Raw genomic sequence first — 16,932 nt, forward strand, 5'->3', positions numbered from 1 at the left:
TGTAACTTGGATTGAGTTATGCCTTCAAAAATATCAAAAGCACTGACCCTTATCTTAATTTCTGTCGTTGCCCTTAATTTGGGTGGTTGCCGTATCTACCAATCTTTAGGGAAAAGTATCCCGGGATCTTGGCTTCATCCGGTGAATGGCCCTGAATATGCCTTACCCTCCGATGTGGATATGGAGAACAATGCCTTATTGGTGATTTATCGTCCTGATTCAAAGTGGGCTTCAGAAGAAATTGAATCTCCCAGCTTTTACATAGACGATGAACGTGAGTTTGGTATCAAAAACAACGCGCATTATTGGTTTGAAGTGGAGCCAGGCAAGCGTCATCTCGTCATTCGAAGACCTTTGTTGGGGTTAGAGGGCGTTACATTCTTTAGTTTACGCATCATTTCTGACTTTACTGTGGATCTGAAAGCAGGGCAGACTTATTTTCTAAGGTATTCGGAATTGACTGCACCGCCGATGGATAAAGCAATCAGTGAAGAAGAGCCTATGGGTGATGGAGCTCTATTCTTAATTCCTGAGGCCTTAGCAAAAAGAGATTTACTGACGACCATGTTTGATGATCAAAGCGGTCGTTTTCTTACCTATAAAATGGAATATCATGAGCCTGAACAATACGCTGCACTTGAAGAACAAAAAAGTCAGGGCGAAGGCAAGTGGTGGTGGCCATTTTAATTCAGGTGTAATTTGAGCAGGCCGACAGCGGCCTGCAAAAATTCCATATCATTCCCTTTTAAACTCTAATTTACGCCGCAAAGTGGCTGTTGTTGGCCGGTTCTGCGAGAATAACTTGGTTCCTGCCTCTTTGTTTTGCGTTATACAGGGCTGCATCTGCCCGAGCAATCAGGCTCTCTGTTTTTTGATGGTCTTCTTTGGACGAATACAGGGTTACGCCAATAGAGAGGGTGAAGGAAGGGGCATCCGGTATTTCGTCGAAAACTACTTTTCCGAATTCAGTACGAATTCGCTCTGCACATTCCATCGCCGCATATTTGTCGGCACGTGGAAGAAACAGAATAAACTCTTCGCCGCCATAACGAGCCAGTAGGTCGTTTTTTCGCAAGCATTTACGTGCTGTTTCGGCAAACCGCTTGAGGACTAAATCTCCAATGATGTGGCCGTATCTGTCGTTCACTTGTTTGAAGTGGTCTAAATCCAGCAAGCACACTGAAAACTCACTTTCAGGGGTGGATTGTTCCAGGTAAGGCCGTAGACAATCAATGAAATGACGACGATTGGCCAGGCCTGTGAGTTCATCCGTCGTGGCCTGCGTGCTTAGCTTTGATAATACGGCTTGTAATTCATTGTTGGTTCTACGGATTTCATCTCTCTGTCGCTCTATCTCCATGCGCTTTCGGATGAGTTGAGATTTTTTCACTTTGTTCTCATTACGCAGCTCATGGACTTCATGTCCGAAATACGAGAACCATATTAATAAAATGGCTAATACTGCCCATTGAACGAGATTTAAAGTGAGGTTGAAATGCGGCGCCAGCAATGCAACGTCTTTGGCAATAATTAGTCCGTATCCGATGAGAGCAAGTAATGACAGGGCTAAATATTGACGAGCTGTCAGCCTGAAAATACCAAACATTAAAATTACAAAATAAAAAACCAGAACCACCCCTCGTACGGACTGGGTAATAGAGAGTAGGTAGGTTACCCACAAAAAGCCCGGAATCATTTGCTGGATGGTAAGCGAAGGGTCTTTAAATCGTAGGTTTTTACCACTTTTTATGAACAGATAAAACGCTGCTTGCAGGATCAATGAAAGCGAGGAGGCCATAGCAATTTCTGTGATATGAGTTTGCTCTGTTTGGTCGGTTAAATAGTAAAGCCATACGATCGCGCCACAGACAACGTAGGCGGCAACCGCCATCATCAAGCGCTTGAGTCTTATTTTTTGTTTTTGTTGTATTTCATCTGACAAGGTTACAGCTTCCTTTATCACTCAATACTTTCTCTTATCGGTGTGCTTTCAAATATGAATCGGACTTTTAACGAATCAGTTAAGGCTATCACGGCGATCTGTTAGTGAGATTTATGATTCGTTCGTTTTTGTTACGATATGTCGAACACAGTGTTGTTTTATATGTATAAAGGTAGGTGATAATTCGCCAAACTTATGCTTTCTTTTGTTAAATAATGTAGAATTAGCTCCGTTTTTTAACGCATATAATTTGGGTAAGCGCGAAACCTGAAGTGAACCGCAGTTGATGAACTTAACTTTTTTTTGAAGGGTTAAGTGTATTGAACAGCAGGTGTTCAGATTCCGGATTTCGAAAAACCAGTTTTACCCCACCAGATTAGCCGGAAAGAGGTTCCTCAATGACTGTAATTCGCCAGGATGATTTAATCGACAGCGTTGCCGATGCCCTGCAATACATATCTTATTATCACCCGAAAGATTTTATTGATGGCGTGTACGAAGCCTATCAACGTGAAGAGTCTCAGGCGGCGAAAGATGCCATGGCTCAGATTCTGATCAACTCTCGTATGTGTGCAGAAGGTAAACGTCCTTTGTGTCAGGACACAGGTATTGTGACTGTGTTCGTTAAGGTGGGGATGGATGTCCAGTGGGATGCTGACATGGGCCTTGAAGATATGATCAATGAAGGTGTTCGCCGGGCATACACGCACCCGGATAACGTCCTTCGAGCTTCTATTTTGGCTGATCCGGCGGGTAAACGTCAGAACACGAAAGATAATACACCAGCGGTGATTCATACTCAGGTTGTACCTGGAAACACGGTGGATATTCAGGTTGCTGCTAAAGGTGGTGGTTCTGAGAACAAGTCTAAAATGGTTATGCTAAACCCTTCTGACAGCATTGTTGACTGGGTAGTTAAAACGGTACCAACCATGGGTGCAGGCTGGTGTCCACCTGGCATGTTAGGCATAGGCATTGGTGGTACGGCAGAAAAAGCGGCATTAATGGCGAAGGAGTCGTTAATGGAGCCGATCGACATCCATGAATTGCGTGAACGTGGCCCTCAGAACCGAGTGGAAGAGTTACGTATTGAAATCATGGATGCAGTGAATGAGCTGGGTATTGGTGCTCAAGGTCTGGGTGGTTTAACTACGGTTCTGGACGTGAAGATCATGGATTACCCAACGCACGCAGCCTCTCTTCCTGTTTGTATGATTCCTAACTGTGCTGCGACACGTCATGCGCACTTTGAACTGGACGGTTCTGGCCCTGCATTGCAGACACCGCCGAGCCTGGAAGATTGGCCTGAAATTACCTGGGAAGTGGGCGACTCGGTTCGTCGAGTGAATCTTGATACGCTGACTCAGGCAGAAATGGAAGAGTGGCAACCGGGGGAAACCGTGTTGCTGTCAGGTAAGATGTTAACTGGCCGAGATGCAGCCCATAAGAAGATGGTTGATATGATTTCGAAAGGCGAGAAATTGCCGGTCGACTTGAAAGGCCGTTTCATCTATTACGTAGGGCCGGTTGACCCGGTTCGTGATGAAGTCGTAGGCCCTGCAGGTCCAACCACTTCTACTCGTATGGACAAGTTTACTGATACCATGCTTGAAACCACAGGTTTGATGGGAATGATCGGTAAGGCTGAACGTGGACAAGTGGCGATCGAAGCGATTAAGAAACATAAAGCAACCTACCTGATGGCGGTAGGTGGTGCTGCTTACTTAGTTTCAAAGGCTATTAAAGGCGCTGAAGTGGTTGCGTTCCCTGAGTTGGGAATGGAGGCCATTTATGAGTTTGACGTTCAGGATATGCCTGTAACGGTGGCGGTTGATGTGAATGGTACGTCCGTGCATCAGACCGGCCCGCAAGAGTGGTTTGAAAAAATTCATGAAGCGAAGGCAATTGAAGTTAAATAAACTTTAACTGCTTTAAAAAGCCCCAGTGTTGCTGATGGTGACTCTGGGGCTTTTTTATTGTTTAATCCGTCTCGTAATATTAACGAAAAGAATTTAGGTAATTAAATGGAACGCGTTTATCGATTGGTTATATCTTGTCCTGATGCTACTGGCATTGTTGCGAAAGTGAGTAATTTTCTTTCCGGGCATAATGGTTGGATTACAGAGGCTAATCATCATGCCGACAGGCCAAGTGGCATGTTCTATATGCGCAATGAGATACGAGCGGACTCGCTGCCATTTGATTTAGAAGAGTTTGAAACGTTGTTTCAGCCGATTGCCCAAGAATGTGGTATGAATTGGCGCATTACCGATTCTCATCAGCCCAAGAAAGTTGTTTTGATGGCATCGAAAGAAAGCCATTGTTTGGCGGATATTTTACATCGTTGGCACAGTAATGAACTGCCGTGTGAAATTTCGTGTGTGATCGCAAATCACGATCATTTACGCTCAATGGTTGAATGGCATGATATCCCGTTTCATCATGTACCGGTAGATCCGAACAATAAGCCAAAAGCATTTGCGGAGGTGTCAGGGTTAATAAAGCAATACCAGGCCGACACGGTGGTTTTAGCCCGGTATATGCAGATATTACCACCTGAACTGTGTCATACCCATGCAGGGCGCATTATTAATATTCATCATAGTTTTTTGCCTTCGTTTGCGGGTGCAAGACCTTACCATCAGGCTGCGGAAAGAGGTGTGAAGCTCATCGGTGCAACATGCCACTATGTCACGGAAGTGCTGGATGCAGGGCCAATCATCGATCAGGATGTGAGCCGTATCAGCCACAGGGATACGGTTGAGGACATGGTTCGGCTGGGCAAAGACGTAGAAAAGAACGTGCTGGCTCGAGGATTGCGTTGGCATTTGGAAGACCGTGTGATTGTTCATGGCAATAAAACGGTCGTTTTTAGCTAACTCAATATTGCCAGTCATTAATTAAAAAGTGACTGGCTCAGTGTTTTATTATTGATTGATGTTTTTCCTTTCAGAATCTCAATTTGCTGAGGTTCTGACCCTTCTTCTGTTAATTCTATCTTACCTTTTGTTTTCGCTATAAGTGACAGAAGGTGGTCGTCCATGTATTCGGGCAGGTCTGGAAACTCTATTTTTCCTGTTAATCGTTTGTGTTGTTTTTGAGTTGGTGAGTAAAAAGAAAGCTGATTCAAGTTCAGTGTTGCTCTGTCTGAAAGCAGCGCTGGCGTGAGTGTTTGTATGGCGGTCATATACTCCAATTGAGCATATTCATCTGTAATCGAGTCAAACTCCAAATACACTTTCTCTATCAGATCATAAATTGCGGACATGGCAGCCAAATCTGCTCGATGTATCCGGGCATCGAGTGTTAGGTTTTGCCAATGGCTCCAGGGGGTTTTTAAGTCGTTGGACTTTGCCAGAATAATCAGATGAGTTGCCTGGGCGGATTCTTCTATGTTGATGACGTTATGAATGGAAAATGTCAGTTGCTTGATTCGAAGAGGAAGATTAGGGACGTCTATTTCTTCTGCTTTAAATTCAGTATTTCCTTGCCAGCTTTGATCGTCTTTACGCTCGATGGCGCCAGCCAATCTTAAATTTTTAACATTGAGCCCGGAGTTCTGATCATTGGATGAAGCGCCTTGCCAGTGAATTCGGTAGTGAATTTCATCAAACTCATAATCTGCTTCGATGGACGCGATTAATGGCTGCAGTTTGGTTTCCTGAGAATCAGAAGAATCCATATTTAAGTTTAAATTTAATTGGATATTGCCCAAGAATCCGGCTCGGGCAAAGGCAATCAACGAAGGCTGTTTTGAAGTGTCCGTTTTACGCTGAGTGAATAAGTAGAAGGCGCCAATACCGGGCTGACGATTTATGACCGTTACTGGGCCGTGGCCAAGCTGAACTTGCAGTGTGCTGATTTCTATGTGGCTTTCTTCATACTCATCCAGCACGCTGGCGGTCAGATTGAACGAACTGCTGAACCAGCCTTGCTGATAGTCACTGATTTCAAGATGAAGCGCTGTGTTCAGGTTGTTTAGGTAAATACCACGCTCAATATACTCTTTGGCTAAGTAACCTAACGCACCGGGTAGCGTCAGCAAGCAGAACAGGGTTGTCAGGGTGAAAACCAATAAACGTTTTATCTGCATTTGTTGCAAGCCTTAAGATTGAGCAGAGTATATTTTCTCGATCTTAAGCGTAAATTGATTCATGTTTGGCGAGCAAGAGTATATGTCTGTTTCAGGAAACGATTCTTTGATGGTGTTCATTATTTTAATTCGGTTGTCTGGAGAAAGAGCTGCACCGAGATAAACCCGCTTTAAGCTGTCACCATTAAAGGTGTAGTCCGTGTATTTGGTTTGCTCTGATTGGGTTACCTGAACTTCAGAAAGCGTTCGTAAGCAGCGCCATTCCTGCTCTGCTATGAAAGACTTTGACTTTACCAGGAACTGACCTGAAAACATGGTCTTTGGGTCGAGGCGACGAATTCCCATGATATGTTCAATCTGTGCTCTCATGTCGGTTAAAACAGGGCGTTGTTCACCGTATTTCACTTTATTCGGGTTCTGGGGGGCGCCATCGTCGTGGGCGGCATTGACTTCAAAACCAAAGGCGACGCCACAGTGGTTATCAGCGTGATGCTGCCAAAGCGCTAAATTGTCTGGCTTGTCTCCTAAGCACAATAAGCGTAGGTGGGATAAGTAGAAGTCCCAATGCTCAAGCATTTCCTGGTTTTTTTCTTGTTGATTAAGAATTGTGCTTTGTAGTAAATCAGTTAATACGCCTCGGGCTTCTTCTTCTGAGTCGAACCGCTCAGTGGAACGCCAGCGGATAATGGCTTTGACAATCGGGTTGGATGTGTCTTTGAAGGGCAGTGAGTGGGTAAAGATCATGTTTGCCACAAACTTGGCCAGTGCTTCAGTTAAAACATCGTCTTTAATCATCAATGACTTAGCGGAGTTAACGGCAAAAGGCTCTGGAAGTTCAGACGGTGCAATCCAACGAAGTTTCTTGGATGTGATAATTTTATTGGCTGTTTCGAGATCAGCGAACTTATAAAGTAAAGCGGGAATGGAGGACACTCCGTAACTCCATGTTTAACAAAATATAGTTATTTGAATGGGTAAAAATATTAGTATTGTTTAGATCGGCCCTGAAAGCAATGGCTTTAACATCTTAGAATAATTTAATTCAACAGGCGGTAAGAGGAAGTTGGCCTGGATAGATTAATAGCTGTCGACCATAATGTCTGTTTAGATTAAAATGTGAACGAAAATCCGTCAGTAGAATTCTAGATCAGAGGAAAAGATAAATGCGTCGAGTCGTGTTTAATCAGAAAGGTGGAGTAGGGAAATCCAGTATTACCTGTAACTTGGCTGCTATCAGTGCTCAACAGGGATTTAAAACGCTTGTTATTGATCTGGACATTCAAGGCAATACCACGCATTACTTGCTTGGCAAACCTTCATCCGAGTGTGAGAACAACATTGCCCAATATTTTGAGCAAGTGCTTTCTTTCAAGGTCTTCAATAAAAAACCTGAGGATTTTATTACGCCAACGCCTTATGAAAATCTGGACGTGATTGCCTCAAGCCCCGAGCTTGAACATTTGGAGCGTAAGCTGGAAGCAAAGCATAAAATCTATAAGTTAAGAGATGCTTTGAAGGCGCTTGAGCGTAAGTACGACCGCATTTATGTGGATACGGCACCGGCGTTAAACTTTTATACTCAGTCTGCATTGATTGGTTGTAATAAGTGCCTCATTCCGTTCGATTGTGATGATTTCTCGCGCAAAGCGCTTTATAACCTGGGCATGGAAATTCAGGAAATACAGGAAGATCACAACGAAGAACTGAAGATTGAAGGGATCATTGTAAATCAGTTTCAGCCAAGAGCAAGTTTGCCTCAGCAGCTGATTAAAGAGTTGTTGGACGAAGGATTGCCTGTGCTTCCCGTGTATTTGACCAGTTCAATTAAGATGAAAGAGTCGCATCAAAAGAATCGTCCTTTGATCCACTTGGATCCAAAACATAAGTTGACTCAGCAGTTCAGTGAACTTGCCGAAGTGCTGGAAGGGAAAAAAGTAGCTCACCCTGAGTTTGCTTAATTCAGGTTACTCGCTTTACTTTTTCTGCCCTTTCTAAAATACAAAAGCCGCATCATCCGATGCGGCTTTTTTGGTTCAGCAGGTTTGATCTAACAGTCCAGGCGTTACTTAATGCCATTGAATAGCACGCCAATGCACTTGCTAAGCGCTTCAGACCGTTCGGTGCTGCGAATGACAGCCATAAGCCAAGGTCTGACGCCCGGAATTGCCACCAAGTCACTGTAGAATTGAATGAATATGTACTCGCCACTGTCCATCTGGGCGATGCATTCAAATAATTGAAAACACAGGCTTTCGTTTTCTAGGTCTTTCCAGCAGCGGCTGGCAATCGCAGAAATCAGCTCCAGGTTATTATTTACCTGATCATTGGCTAACATCTCAATGATCAGCTCTTGCCTTGGCGTTGCTGCTTTCGAACCGGACATTGCGCGTAAGTAGGCAGCTAATAACGTTGGGTTGGGTGTGGATTGTGCCAGTTCCTGACGTGCGAGATCTAGAATGGTCAGAGACAAATCTGTGGAGGGTATTTCATTTTCCAACAGTGTTAGAACGAGCATCTTGGGTGTTTCAGGTAACCACTTTAATGAGCTTTTAATCACTTCTTCATGGTTCATGTCTTCCAGTCTGGCGCAAACATCGGCCAACCCCTGAAGGCCAATGGTATCCCAGCTGTCTACTTCTTGTTCTTTCTTTAAGTAGCTGATTGCAGGTTCGTAAAAACTGGAGGCATTTTTATTCAGAAAGTGTGAAATTTTTGCGTGAAACGCAGCCATGCGTTCCTGATTAGGCGTAAAAGCTAACTCTGATTCGCTTAAAATGCTTTGGTCTCTGGTTTCCGGGTTGTGAACTCGGTTCTGGATGGCTTTCATTAATCGCTGAATGAAGTCGTCTCTGGAGGCAGGAATAATAATGCCTTGCTCATCCAAGGGGAGTTTCAGAAACCATATCAAGGGCTCTTCTTTGGTTTCTTTCCACCAAATCAGAATTCCCAGCCAGGCGTGTCTTTGCAGTGGCGTGGGGTAAGGCGTTTCAAAATTTTCAAAGGTCTGGAATTGTTTGTTGGAGAGTCTATATAATCTCCGCCCCATATCAAAAACACGAAGCTCTGCGTCCAGTGACTTTACAAAATCTGTGATCGTATTAATGACGGTGTCCATGGTACCTCTAAACTTATTGATTGGGTTGAGCGTAATTTAGTGGGGCAGAATTATAGCACGCCGTTGGCAAAGGTAGGTTTATCTTTATGTATCATGATCGACAAGCTGTTCAGGAAGTATTGCGGGCTATTGAACAGGAAATGAAGCGACTTGAAGTTTGGTCCGCTAACCCACCTTCACCGGAGGCATTACTTAGTCGTCAGCCATTTTGCTATGACACCATGGCATTAACGGAATGGGTTCAGTTTGTATTTCTGGTGAAAATGGAGGTGCTGATGGCTCTTGGAAAACCTTTGCCTCTTCAGTGTGGTATTGCGCCCATGGCTGAAGAGTACTTTAAAGGTTACACGCTGGACGTAGATACTTTAATTCACTTATTCAGGCATTTAGACGAGCTTTTAGGCGGATTGGCTGAAAATTAAACAATTTGGTATGAGATGTGCATTACTCTGCTGAGAGATACGAAATGTTACATAGGCAGAGCTGAAACATGGCGATCAACCAAATTACCAACAATAGTGTCAATACTTCGACTCAATCGTCCGTCAAACAAACGAACGATGTTGTCGATAAGTCAAAAAGTGGTCGTAAGGAAGGTGAGGGCGATCAGGGTAGCCCTTACAGTGATAAAGTTTCAATTTCAGGCAAAGCCTCTCAGCTGGAGCGCTTATCCCAAGAGTTATTTACGGACTTAAAACCGGATACTCAGATCGGTGATGTTGCCCATAAATTGTATGAGTTTGGTTTTATTACTCTGGAAGACTTGAATCACATTCCGCTGGCAACCCGGACTCAGAAAATTAATAGCCCAGACCAGGCTGTCAGTGTTCTGCAAACGCAGTCCAGAGATCTTGCTCTTCAAGGAGAAGATTCCGCGACGCTGGAAGGCGTTAATCGCATGCTGACGACTTTGAAAAATATGACGGCGCCCAGTTATCCAGCCAGTGCTTATCAGCGTGTGACTGGATACGGTTATGTAGGGATACAATAATCGCTCCCTGTCGGTTTGGTTGCTTAATTCGGCGTCTCTTTGGCCCATTCTTAGCCGAAAGTGTGGGCTTTTTCCGTTCTGAAGTAAAATTCCTGTAAGTTGTGACGCTCATCATTTCTTGTTAAAACATCTAGTATGTCTATTCTAAATCCCGTTGTTACCATCCAAATTAGCCCTTCAGCACAACTTTGAATGGTTAAGCTGCACTTTCAAGGACGTGTTTGTGTTTAACTTTAAAAAGGATAAAAGCTATGTCTGAAGTAATTGAAGCTGTTGAAACGGAAGAAGCCACAAGCGCTAAAATTGCAGAACGTTTAAAGGTTTCAGCGCATCAAATTTGGTTGGCTGGTTTAGGTGCTTACGCAAAAGCGGAAGAAGAAGGCATTAAAGCCATAGAGTCATTGATTAAAGAAGGTGAGGACGTAGAAGTCCGTGCCAGCGAAGCTCGTAAAGAAACCATCGCCAAAACCACAGAGTTACGTGAAAAAGCGAATCAATCTATTGAAGACATTAAAGAAAATCTTTTAGGGTCTTTGGGGAAGGTTGAAACGGTCATTGATCAGCGAATAGAAGCCATTATTAACTTCTTTGGTTTGCCAAGTAAGTCCGATGTGGATGAGTTGATCATTAAGGTAGAAGAGTTGAATAAAGCCGTTAAGGCGTTAGTAAAAGCATCTTAGTATCTGCGTGTTATTCATAGGCCTCCTTATGAGGTCTATGAAAATACCGCTTATAAATATTTCTTACTTAAGTCCTGCATGAAGGCGCGATGCGTCGGTTCCAGGTAAGGCGTGAGTAGGCTCATGACCTGATAAACCCCCTTGCCTAAGTCTTCAGTGTGCTTACCTTTATTTCTCACATTTTCATAATTAAGCCAATACGTCATGGTCATTGCGATGTTGCGTGATAATGACTCTACTTCTTCCATACCGGCGATCATAGTTCCGTTTTGGATTAAGCCTTGGCAAATGGCTTTATTAACACGTTCTTTTTTATCCAGGATGCGGTTGAAGTGGGTGGCGAGTTTATCCACGCTGGCCAGAAGGTCAGGCAGGTTTCGGTAAATAAAGCGGTATTCCCAGATATGTTCAAACAGTAAATGAATGAACAGCCAGTGGTCTTCCATGGTGATTTCCCGGTCTTCGGGTGGCGCGACCAGGATCTCATTCATTCGTTTTTCAAACTGTTGATACAGCTCGTAGATGATTTCATTCTTGTTTCTAAAATGGTAGTACAGATTGCCGGGAGAAATATCCATTTCGTCCGCTATGTGAATGGTGGTTACATTAGGCTCACCAAATTCGTTGAATAATTCCAAACTGGTTACAAGAATTCTATCTCTAGTTTTCATAACTGCCGACCGCTTAGTCAATCCCTATGGCACAAATACAAACCGTCACTCTGGGGTGAAAGTTCTCATCCAAATAGTGTTATAACGAATTCAATTAGAATCAACCACCAAAAATGAACACAAGTTGGCCAAAACCTGCGAGAAGTCCCAGAATTCCGCCTGCCAGAATCAGCATCCACTCATCTTCCTGAAAGGCAGGGCGTAACACACCTTGAAATTCTTCCGGAGATAAGGCTTCCATGCGTTCCCTGATCATATCTGCGACCAAGGTTGCACGGCTTTCATTGAACTTTTTGTCTATGAAAGGCTGTTTGGAATACTCGAATGCAATGTCTGTAATGTTATCTTTAAGGTTGGCGTAGCCTGTAGGTCCCATGGTTACTTGGGCAAGGGTTCTTAATGCCACCGACTCATCAAGTAATGTGCGGATGTGTTTATCAACGAGGGCTTTGGTTTTGTGTGAGTCCGGCCCTTCCATCAGCGTTTTGGTGAAGTTCTCTACGGTTAATAATTCGTGGGCAACGATATCGCACCAGGCTCGGGATACTTCTTTTTGACGCTTCAGGAATATCCCCTGAATTTCAAACTTGCCGATTTTGATAGGACGTAACGGTCTGAAAACAATGTTCAGGGCAATCCAGTTGGTGACATAGCCAACCAATAAACCAAACAGAGGAAGAATCCACCAAGCCGGTAGAAAATACCAGATTAACATCTGAATGAAGCCAAAGGCCAAGCCAAAATATAAACCGGAATTGACGATGAATTTGAACTCTGCATTCCCTGATTCCAGGAAGATGCGGTTCAGCAATTTTTTGTCCTTACCTAATTCCGTAATGACCATGTGTTTTAAGTTGATCAGTTGGTCTGCGTCTTTTTGGAAGTCGTTGATGATGGAGTCGATGCGTTTTGGCAGCTCTCCTTTGATGTGGTTGTATACTTTGTTTTTTGCGACTTTTGGCAGATTCTCCCACAAAACCGGCTTTTCTTTACGCATGATGTCATCGACCATGGTTTCTACCTGGGGTAAAAACACGTGAATCATTCGGTCGATTAAAGCTTTGGGTTCGAGGCTTTGGATGATATCGGAAAGCGTACCCAGTTTGCTCATCGTGGTGTCGACGCAAATGGAAGCCATTTTTTTGTATGAGCGTGGAACAATGCCTTGCCAGCCAAAGAAAGGTTTTTTGTAACCTTGGAACTCAACGGGATAGAAAGTAAGTTGGATAGCCAGCCAATTGGTGCTCCAGCCAACTAAGCCGGCGATTAAAGGGATACTAAGGTATTTCCAGATTTCTGGATTAAAAAGAACTTCCTGCATGCAGATTTACCAATCTATCTTCGTTGTTATAGGTTTTAGAGCAATAGAGTATAACAAGGGGTCAGTGATATAAAGTTGAGAAATTACGACATAGTTGTTCAGTTGGGAACTGTGTCTGTTTGATGGTTTTTTAATTTCTGTTGTTTTGGTCAGGTATTTGTTTGTTTGAAAATGTAATTCCGTATTGAGTTCCGCTTTACCGAACACTATATTTCGCGTTTAAGGTGTAATAAGGCTCGGCGATTTATGAAGTGTGTGTTTTGTGAGCGTAGCGTGATAGGGAGTAGCGATGCAGTTTCCATTGACGGTGGTGCGCCAGCTCACCAAAATTGCTATCAGTTTCAGTTGCTGTCTCAAAGGGTGTTTAAAAACATACAGCTCAAAAGTCTGAGTGACCACGAGTTGGAGGAGTTGGAGGATTTAGTTAAACAGGAAAAAAACAGCAGGGAAGAGAGCTTTGAAATGGTTGAGTTGTTTTAATAACAAACGGTAAGTAATGTGGTCAGAAGCAGAGGAGTTCTGCTTCTAGGGTCTATTGATTAGCTTTCTTTGATTTCAAACACGCCTTCGGCTACGTTCTTTTTCACTTTTCCGGCTTCAAAAATACGGCCGCTCATGGATATATAGACCCCTTCAGGCAGGGATTGTACTGCACCCACGGCGCAACCTGCGTTAAATTCGGCATCGCTGGTTTTATACATGGCCGGTTCCATTGCGCCAAACAGAACAATGGTTTTGCCTGTGATTGCTTTTAGCGTTTCGGCGGTTTCTGGCATGGTATCTGTGCCGTGAGTCACTAAGATCAGGTTGTTGGGGCAGGTTGATATTGCGTCTTTTAAGGTATTTCTGTCTTCCTGGGTCATTTCCAGGCTGTCTTTGCGAAGCACTGAATGCACTTCAAATTCAATGTTCAGTTTGTATGCTTCCAGAATTCGGCCAACTTTGGGTTCGCCAACCTGGTAATCGCTTTTTGCATCGAAGTAAATCTTGTCGATGGTTCCGCCGGCACAAAAAATATCAATTTTCATAAGCATCTTAAGTTAATGTGTTGTGGGTAAATGGAATAAGTTAAAAAGACTGGTTTAAGAGTAAACAAAAAAGGAGGCTTTCGCCTCCTTATTGAGCTCAGGCGTGGAGGTTAGATATTTTTAATCTTTTCCATCTGCTCTGAAAGCTGCTTAACCGCCGTCGACATTTCTTCCAGCTTGGCTTTTTCTTTCGCAACAACGGCTTCAGGCGCTTTGCTGACAAACTTCTCATTATTCAGTTTGCCGGAAACACGTTGAATGTCTTTTTCAAGCTTTTCGATTTCTTTGGTTAACCGGCCTACTTCGGCTTCTTTGTCGATCAGACCGGCCATAGGTACGAGTACTTCCATTTGTCCGACCAGTTGAGTGGCGGACATCGGGGCTTCTTGACCCGCTTCCAGCCATTCGATGGACTCAAGCTTCGCAAGTGCTCTCAGGAAGTTTTCGTTGTCATCCAGGCGTTGTTTGTCTTCGTCACTGCCGTTGCGGAATAACAGGTTCAGTGGCTTCGTTGGTGAAATGTTCATTTCACCGCGAATGTTGCGAACGCCGTCAATGATGCCTTTTAGCCATTCAATGTCTTGTTCTGCGTGGGTGTCGATCTTAGAATCGTCCGCCTCAGGAAATGCCTGAAGCATGATGGATTCGCCGTCAACACCGGCCAAGCCTTTGATAGACTGCCAGATTTCTTCGGTAATGAACGGCATGATTGGGTGAATCAAACGAAGAATCGTTTCCAGCACTCGTACCAAGGTACGGCGAGAACCACGAAGCTGAGCATCAGTGCTGTTTTCATTCCAGAAAACAGGCTTGGACAATTCCAGATACCATGCACAATATTCGTTAAGAATGAAGTCGTACAGGGTTTGACTCATCAGGTCGAATCGGTACTGTTCGAAGTTTTTATGAACTTCGGTTTCAACCTGCTGAAGGCGGGAAATGATCCAGCGGTCTGCCAGGCTCAGTTCTACATCACCGCCATTTTGACCGCAGTCCAGAGCATTACCTTGTTCGTCTTCTGTGTTCATCTGGACATAACGTGCAGCGTTCCAGATTTTATTGCAGAAGTTGCGATAACCTTCGAGACGCTTCACGTCGAATTTGATGTCACGACCCAGAGAGGCCATGGACGTCATGGTAAAGCGGAGGGCGTCCGTACCACTTTCGGCAAACCCTTCCGGGAAGGCTTTGCGGGTTGCTTTCTCAATTTTCTTTTGCAGTTGAGGCTGCATCATGCCGCTGGTGCGTTTTGAAACCAGGTCTTCAACGTTGATGCCGTCAATTAAGTCAATAGGGTCTAATACGTTGCCTTTTGACTTAGACATCTTTTGGCCGTTTTCATCACGGATCAGGCCTGTCACGTACACTTTCTTGAACGGAACCTGAGGGGTGCCGTCTTCATTTTTGATGAAGTGCATGGTCATCATGATCATTCTGGCGACCCAGAAGAAAATGATGTCAAAGCCGGTGACTAACACGTCGGTCGAATGGAAAGTTTTGACCGCTTCCATGTCATCAGGCCAGCCAAGCGTGGAGAATGTCCACAATGCTGAACTGAACCAAGTGTCTAACACATCGTCGTCCTGACGAAGTGTTACGTCGTCATTCAGGTTGTGTTTTTCACGTACTTCCTGTTCTGTACGACCGACATACACTTTGCCGTCTTCATCGTACCAAGCGGGAATTTGGTGACCCCACCAAAGCTGACGAGAAATACACCAGTCCTGGATGTCTCGCATCCAAGCAAAATAGGTGTTTTCCCACTGTTTTGGAACAAATTCAATGTCGCCATCTTCAACGGCTTTGATTGCCGGTTCAGCAAGTGTTTTTGCGGAAACGTACCACTGGTCTGTTAACCATGGCTCAATTACCACGCCGGAACGGTCGCCACGAGGCACCACCAGGCTGTGATCTTTAATCTCTTCTAGTAACCCCTGAGTTTCGAAGTCAGCCACAATTTGCTTACGCGCATCGTAACGATCCAAGCCTGCATAAGCTGCCGGAATAGAGCAGTCCACACCTTCGATTGGCTTGCCTTCAAAGTTAAATGACTCCGCTTCTTTCAGAATTTGTGCATCGCGGTTAAAGACATTGATTAATGGTGTGTTATGACGCTTACCAACTTCGTAGTCATTGAAGTCGTGTGCCGGGGTAATCTTTACACAGCCGGTTCCGAAATCTTTGTCCACATACTCATCTGCAACGATAGGAATGCGACGGCCTACAAGAGGTAATTCAATGAACTTACCCACTAATGCAGTGTAACGCTCGTCCTCAGGGTGCACTGCGACCGCCGTATCACCGAGCATGGTTTCAGGTCGGGTGGTTGCGACAACGATGTAGTTTTTGCCTTCGGCTGTGGTTTCGCCATCCGCTAATGGGTATCGGAAGTGCCACATGTAGCCGGATTCGTCCTTGTTTTCTACTTCCAGATCAGAAATGGCGGTGTGCAGTTTCGGGTCCCAGTTCACCAGGCGTTTGCCACGGTAGATCAGGTTTTCTTCATACAATCTGACGAAGACTTCGTTTACTGCGTTTGACAGGCCTGCGTCCATAGTGAAGCGTTCGCGAGACCAGTCCACTGAGGTGCCTAAACGACGCTGCTGGGAGGTGATGGTCCCGCCGGATTGTTCTTTCCATTCCCAGACTTTGTCGATGAACTTCTCGCGGCCAAGGTCGTGGCGTGTCACATCGTCTTGAGCTAACAAGCGTTCAACCACCATTTGAGTTGCGATGCCTGCGTGATCAGTTCCCGGCTGCCATAGGGTATTATGGCCCTTCATCCGGTGGTATCGGGTTAACGCATCCATGATGGTTTGCTGAAATGCGTGCCCCATGTGAAGGCTGCCAGTGACGTTCGGCGGCGGGATCATGATGCAGTAGGATTCACCTTGACCTGAGGGAGCAAAGTAGTTTTTCTCTTCCCAGTTTTTGTACCAGTTTGTTTCTATATCTTGGGGTGCGTATGTTTTATCCATAGTATCCGAACGTCAGTAATCTTTAAGACAGAAAAATGCAAAACATTATATAGGGCTAACAGGTGTTTAGCTATGATTGAATGGCCTCTGTAACGGTGATTTCAGAGGAATTC

At 44.5% G+C, this 16,932-nt stretch carries 16 protein-coding genes; 8 read left to right on the forward strand and 8 right to left on the reverse strand.

Annotation, left to right across the window (positions count from 1 at the left end; all coding sequences use genetic code 11):
• Window positions 1–18 precede the first annotated feature (18 nt).
• The gene (locus tag ABD744_RS01925) at window positions 19–687 is read left to right on the forward strand and encodes a DUF2846 domain-containing protein (RefSeq protein WP_344794900.1); all 669 of its coding nucleotides are present in this window, start codon (window positions 19–21) and stop codon (window positions 685–687) included.
• A 70-nt stretch (window positions 688–757) separates the two neighbouring features.
• On the opposite strand, the gene ABD744_RS01930 is transcribed toward ABD744_RS01925, so the two are convergent.
• A complete protein-coding gene (locus ABD744_RS01930) occupies window positions 758–1,942 on the reverse strand; it encodes a GGDEF domain-containing protein (RefSeq protein WP_344794902.1) in 1,185 nt (394 codons plus the stop codon).
• Between the two features lie 398 nt (window positions 1,943–2,340).
• Here ABD744_RS01930 and ABD744_RS01935 point away from each other — a divergent pair, with 398 nt between their 5' ends.
• On the forward strand, window positions 2,341–3,861 hold the full coding sequence (locus tag ABD744_RS01935) for a fumarate hydratase (RefSeq protein ID WP_344794904.1): 1,521 nt from the start codon (window positions 2,341–2,343) through the stop codon (window positions 3,859–3,861).
• A gap of 105 nt (window positions 3,862–3,966) precedes the next feature.
• Window positions 3,967–4,821, forward strand: coding sequence for a formyltetrahydrofolate deformylase (gene purU / locus ABD744_RS01940; RefSeq protein WP_344794906.1), 855 nt, complete (start codon window positions 3,967–3,969; stop codon window positions 4,819–4,821).
• Window positions 4,822–4,838: 17 nt separating this feature from the next.
• Here purU and ABD744_RS01945 read toward each other — a convergent pair whose 3' ends face one another.
• A complete protein-coding gene (locus tag ABD744_RS01945; protein WP_344794907.1) occupies window positions 4,839–6,035 on the reverse strand; it encodes a DUF945 family protein in 1,197 nt (398 codons plus the stop codon).
• A 12-nt stretch (window positions 6,036–6,047) separates the two neighbouring features.
• Window positions 6,048–6,968 (reverse strand): DUF2971 domain-containing protein, encoded by a 921-nt coding sequence (locus tag ABD744_RS01950; protein WP_344794908.1) that lies wholly within the window; start codon window positions 6,966–6,968, stop codon window positions 6,048–6,050.
• A gap of 230 nt (window positions 6,969–7,198) precedes the next feature.
• On the opposite strand from ABD744_RS01950, the gene ABD744_RS01955 reads away from it, so the two are divergent.
• Window positions 7,199–7,993 carry a ParA family protein gene (locus ABD744_RS01955; protein WP_344794909.1) on the forward strand — a complete coding sequence of 265 codons (795 nt, stop codon included), beginning with the start codon at window positions 7,199–7,201 and terminating at the stop codon, window positions 7,991–7,993.
• Between the two features lie 104 nt (window positions 7,994–8,097).
• On the opposite strand, the gene ABD744_RS01960 is transcribed toward ABD744_RS01955, so the two are convergent.
• Complete coding sequence (locus ABD744_RS01960; RefSeq protein WP_344794911.1) at window positions 8,098–9,150, reverse strand: DUF3549 family protein; 1,053 nt, start codon at window positions 9,148–9,150, stop codon at window positions 8,098–8,100.
• An 86-nt stretch (window positions 9,151–9,236) separates the two neighbouring features.
• Here ABD744_RS01960 and ABD744_RS01965 point away from each other — a divergent pair, with 86 nt between their 5' ends.
• The 3 genes from ABD744_RS01965 (at window position 9,237) to ABD744_RS01975 (ending at window position 10,821) form a co-directional block, all read left to right on the forward strand.
• On the forward strand, window positions 9,237–9,572 hold the full coding sequence (locus tag ABD744_RS01965) for a YqcC family protein (RefSeq protein WP_344794913.1): 336 nt from the start codon (window positions 9,237–9,239) through the stop codon (window positions 9,570–9,572).
• 68 nt (window positions 9,573–9,640) lie between these two features.
• Window positions 9,641–10,141, forward strand: a complete 501-nt coding sequence (locus ABD744_RS01970) for a hypothetical protein (RefSeq protein WP_344794914.1) — start codon at window positions 9,641–9,643, stop codon at window positions 10,139–10,141.
• Between the two features lie 251 nt (window positions 10,142–10,392).
• Window positions 10,393–10,821: a phasin family protein gene (locus tag ABD744_RS01975; protein ID WP_344794916.1), complete on the forward strand. Its 429-nt coding sequence runs from the start codon at window positions 10,393–10,395 to the stop codon at window positions 10,819–10,821.
• A gap of 50 nt (window positions 10,822–10,871) precedes the next feature.
• On the opposite strand, the gene ABD744_RS01980 is transcribed toward ABD744_RS01975, so the two are convergent.
• Window positions 10,872–11,492 (reverse strand): TetR/AcrR family transcriptional regulator, encoded by a 621-nt coding sequence (locus tag ABD744_RS01980; protein ID WP_344794918.1) that lies wholly within the window; start codon window positions 11,490–11,492, stop codon window positions 10,872–10,874.
• Between the two features lie 100 nt (window positions 11,493–11,592).
• A complete protein-coding gene (locus ABD744_RS01985; RefSeq protein WP_344794921.1) occupies window positions 11,593–12,813 on the reverse strand; it encodes a DUF445 domain-containing protein in 1,221 nt (406 codons plus the stop codon).
• 273 nt (window positions 12,814–13,086) lie between these two features.
• On the opposite strand from ABD744_RS01985, the gene ABD744_RS01990 reads away from it, so the two are divergent.
• Window positions 13,087–13,293, forward strand: coding sequence for a hypothetical protein (locus ABD744_RS01990; RefSeq protein WP_344794923.1), 207 nt, complete (start codon window positions 13,087–13,089; stop codon window positions 13,291–13,293).
• Window positions 13,294–13,352: 59 nt separating this feature from the next.
• Here the strand turns inward: ABD744_RS01990 and ABD744_RS01995 are convergent, their stop codons facing one another.
• Together ABD744_RS01995 and ABD744_RS02000 are read right to left on the reverse strand one after the other, a co-directional pair.
• Window positions 13,353–13,841 carry an asparaginase domain-containing protein gene (locus ABD744_RS01995; RefSeq protein WP_344794926.1) on the reverse strand — a complete coding sequence of 163 codons (489 nt, stop codon included), beginning with the start codon at window positions 13,839–13,841 and terminating at the stop codon, window positions 13,353–13,355.
• 110 nt (window positions 13,842–13,951) lie between these two features.
• Entirely contained in the window at window positions 13,952–16,819 is a 2,868-nt protein-coding gene (locus ABD744_RS02000) for a valine--tRNA ligase (protein ID WP_344794928.1), read from the reverse strand.
• Window positions 16,820–16,932: the final 113 nt, after the last annotated feature.

Origin of the sequence: Litoribacillus peritrichatus (assembly GCF_039537985.1) — a bacterium.
GTDB lineage: Bacteria > Pseudomonadota > Gammaproteobacteria > Pseudomonadales > Litoribrevibacteraceae > Litoribacillus > Litoribacillus peritrichatus.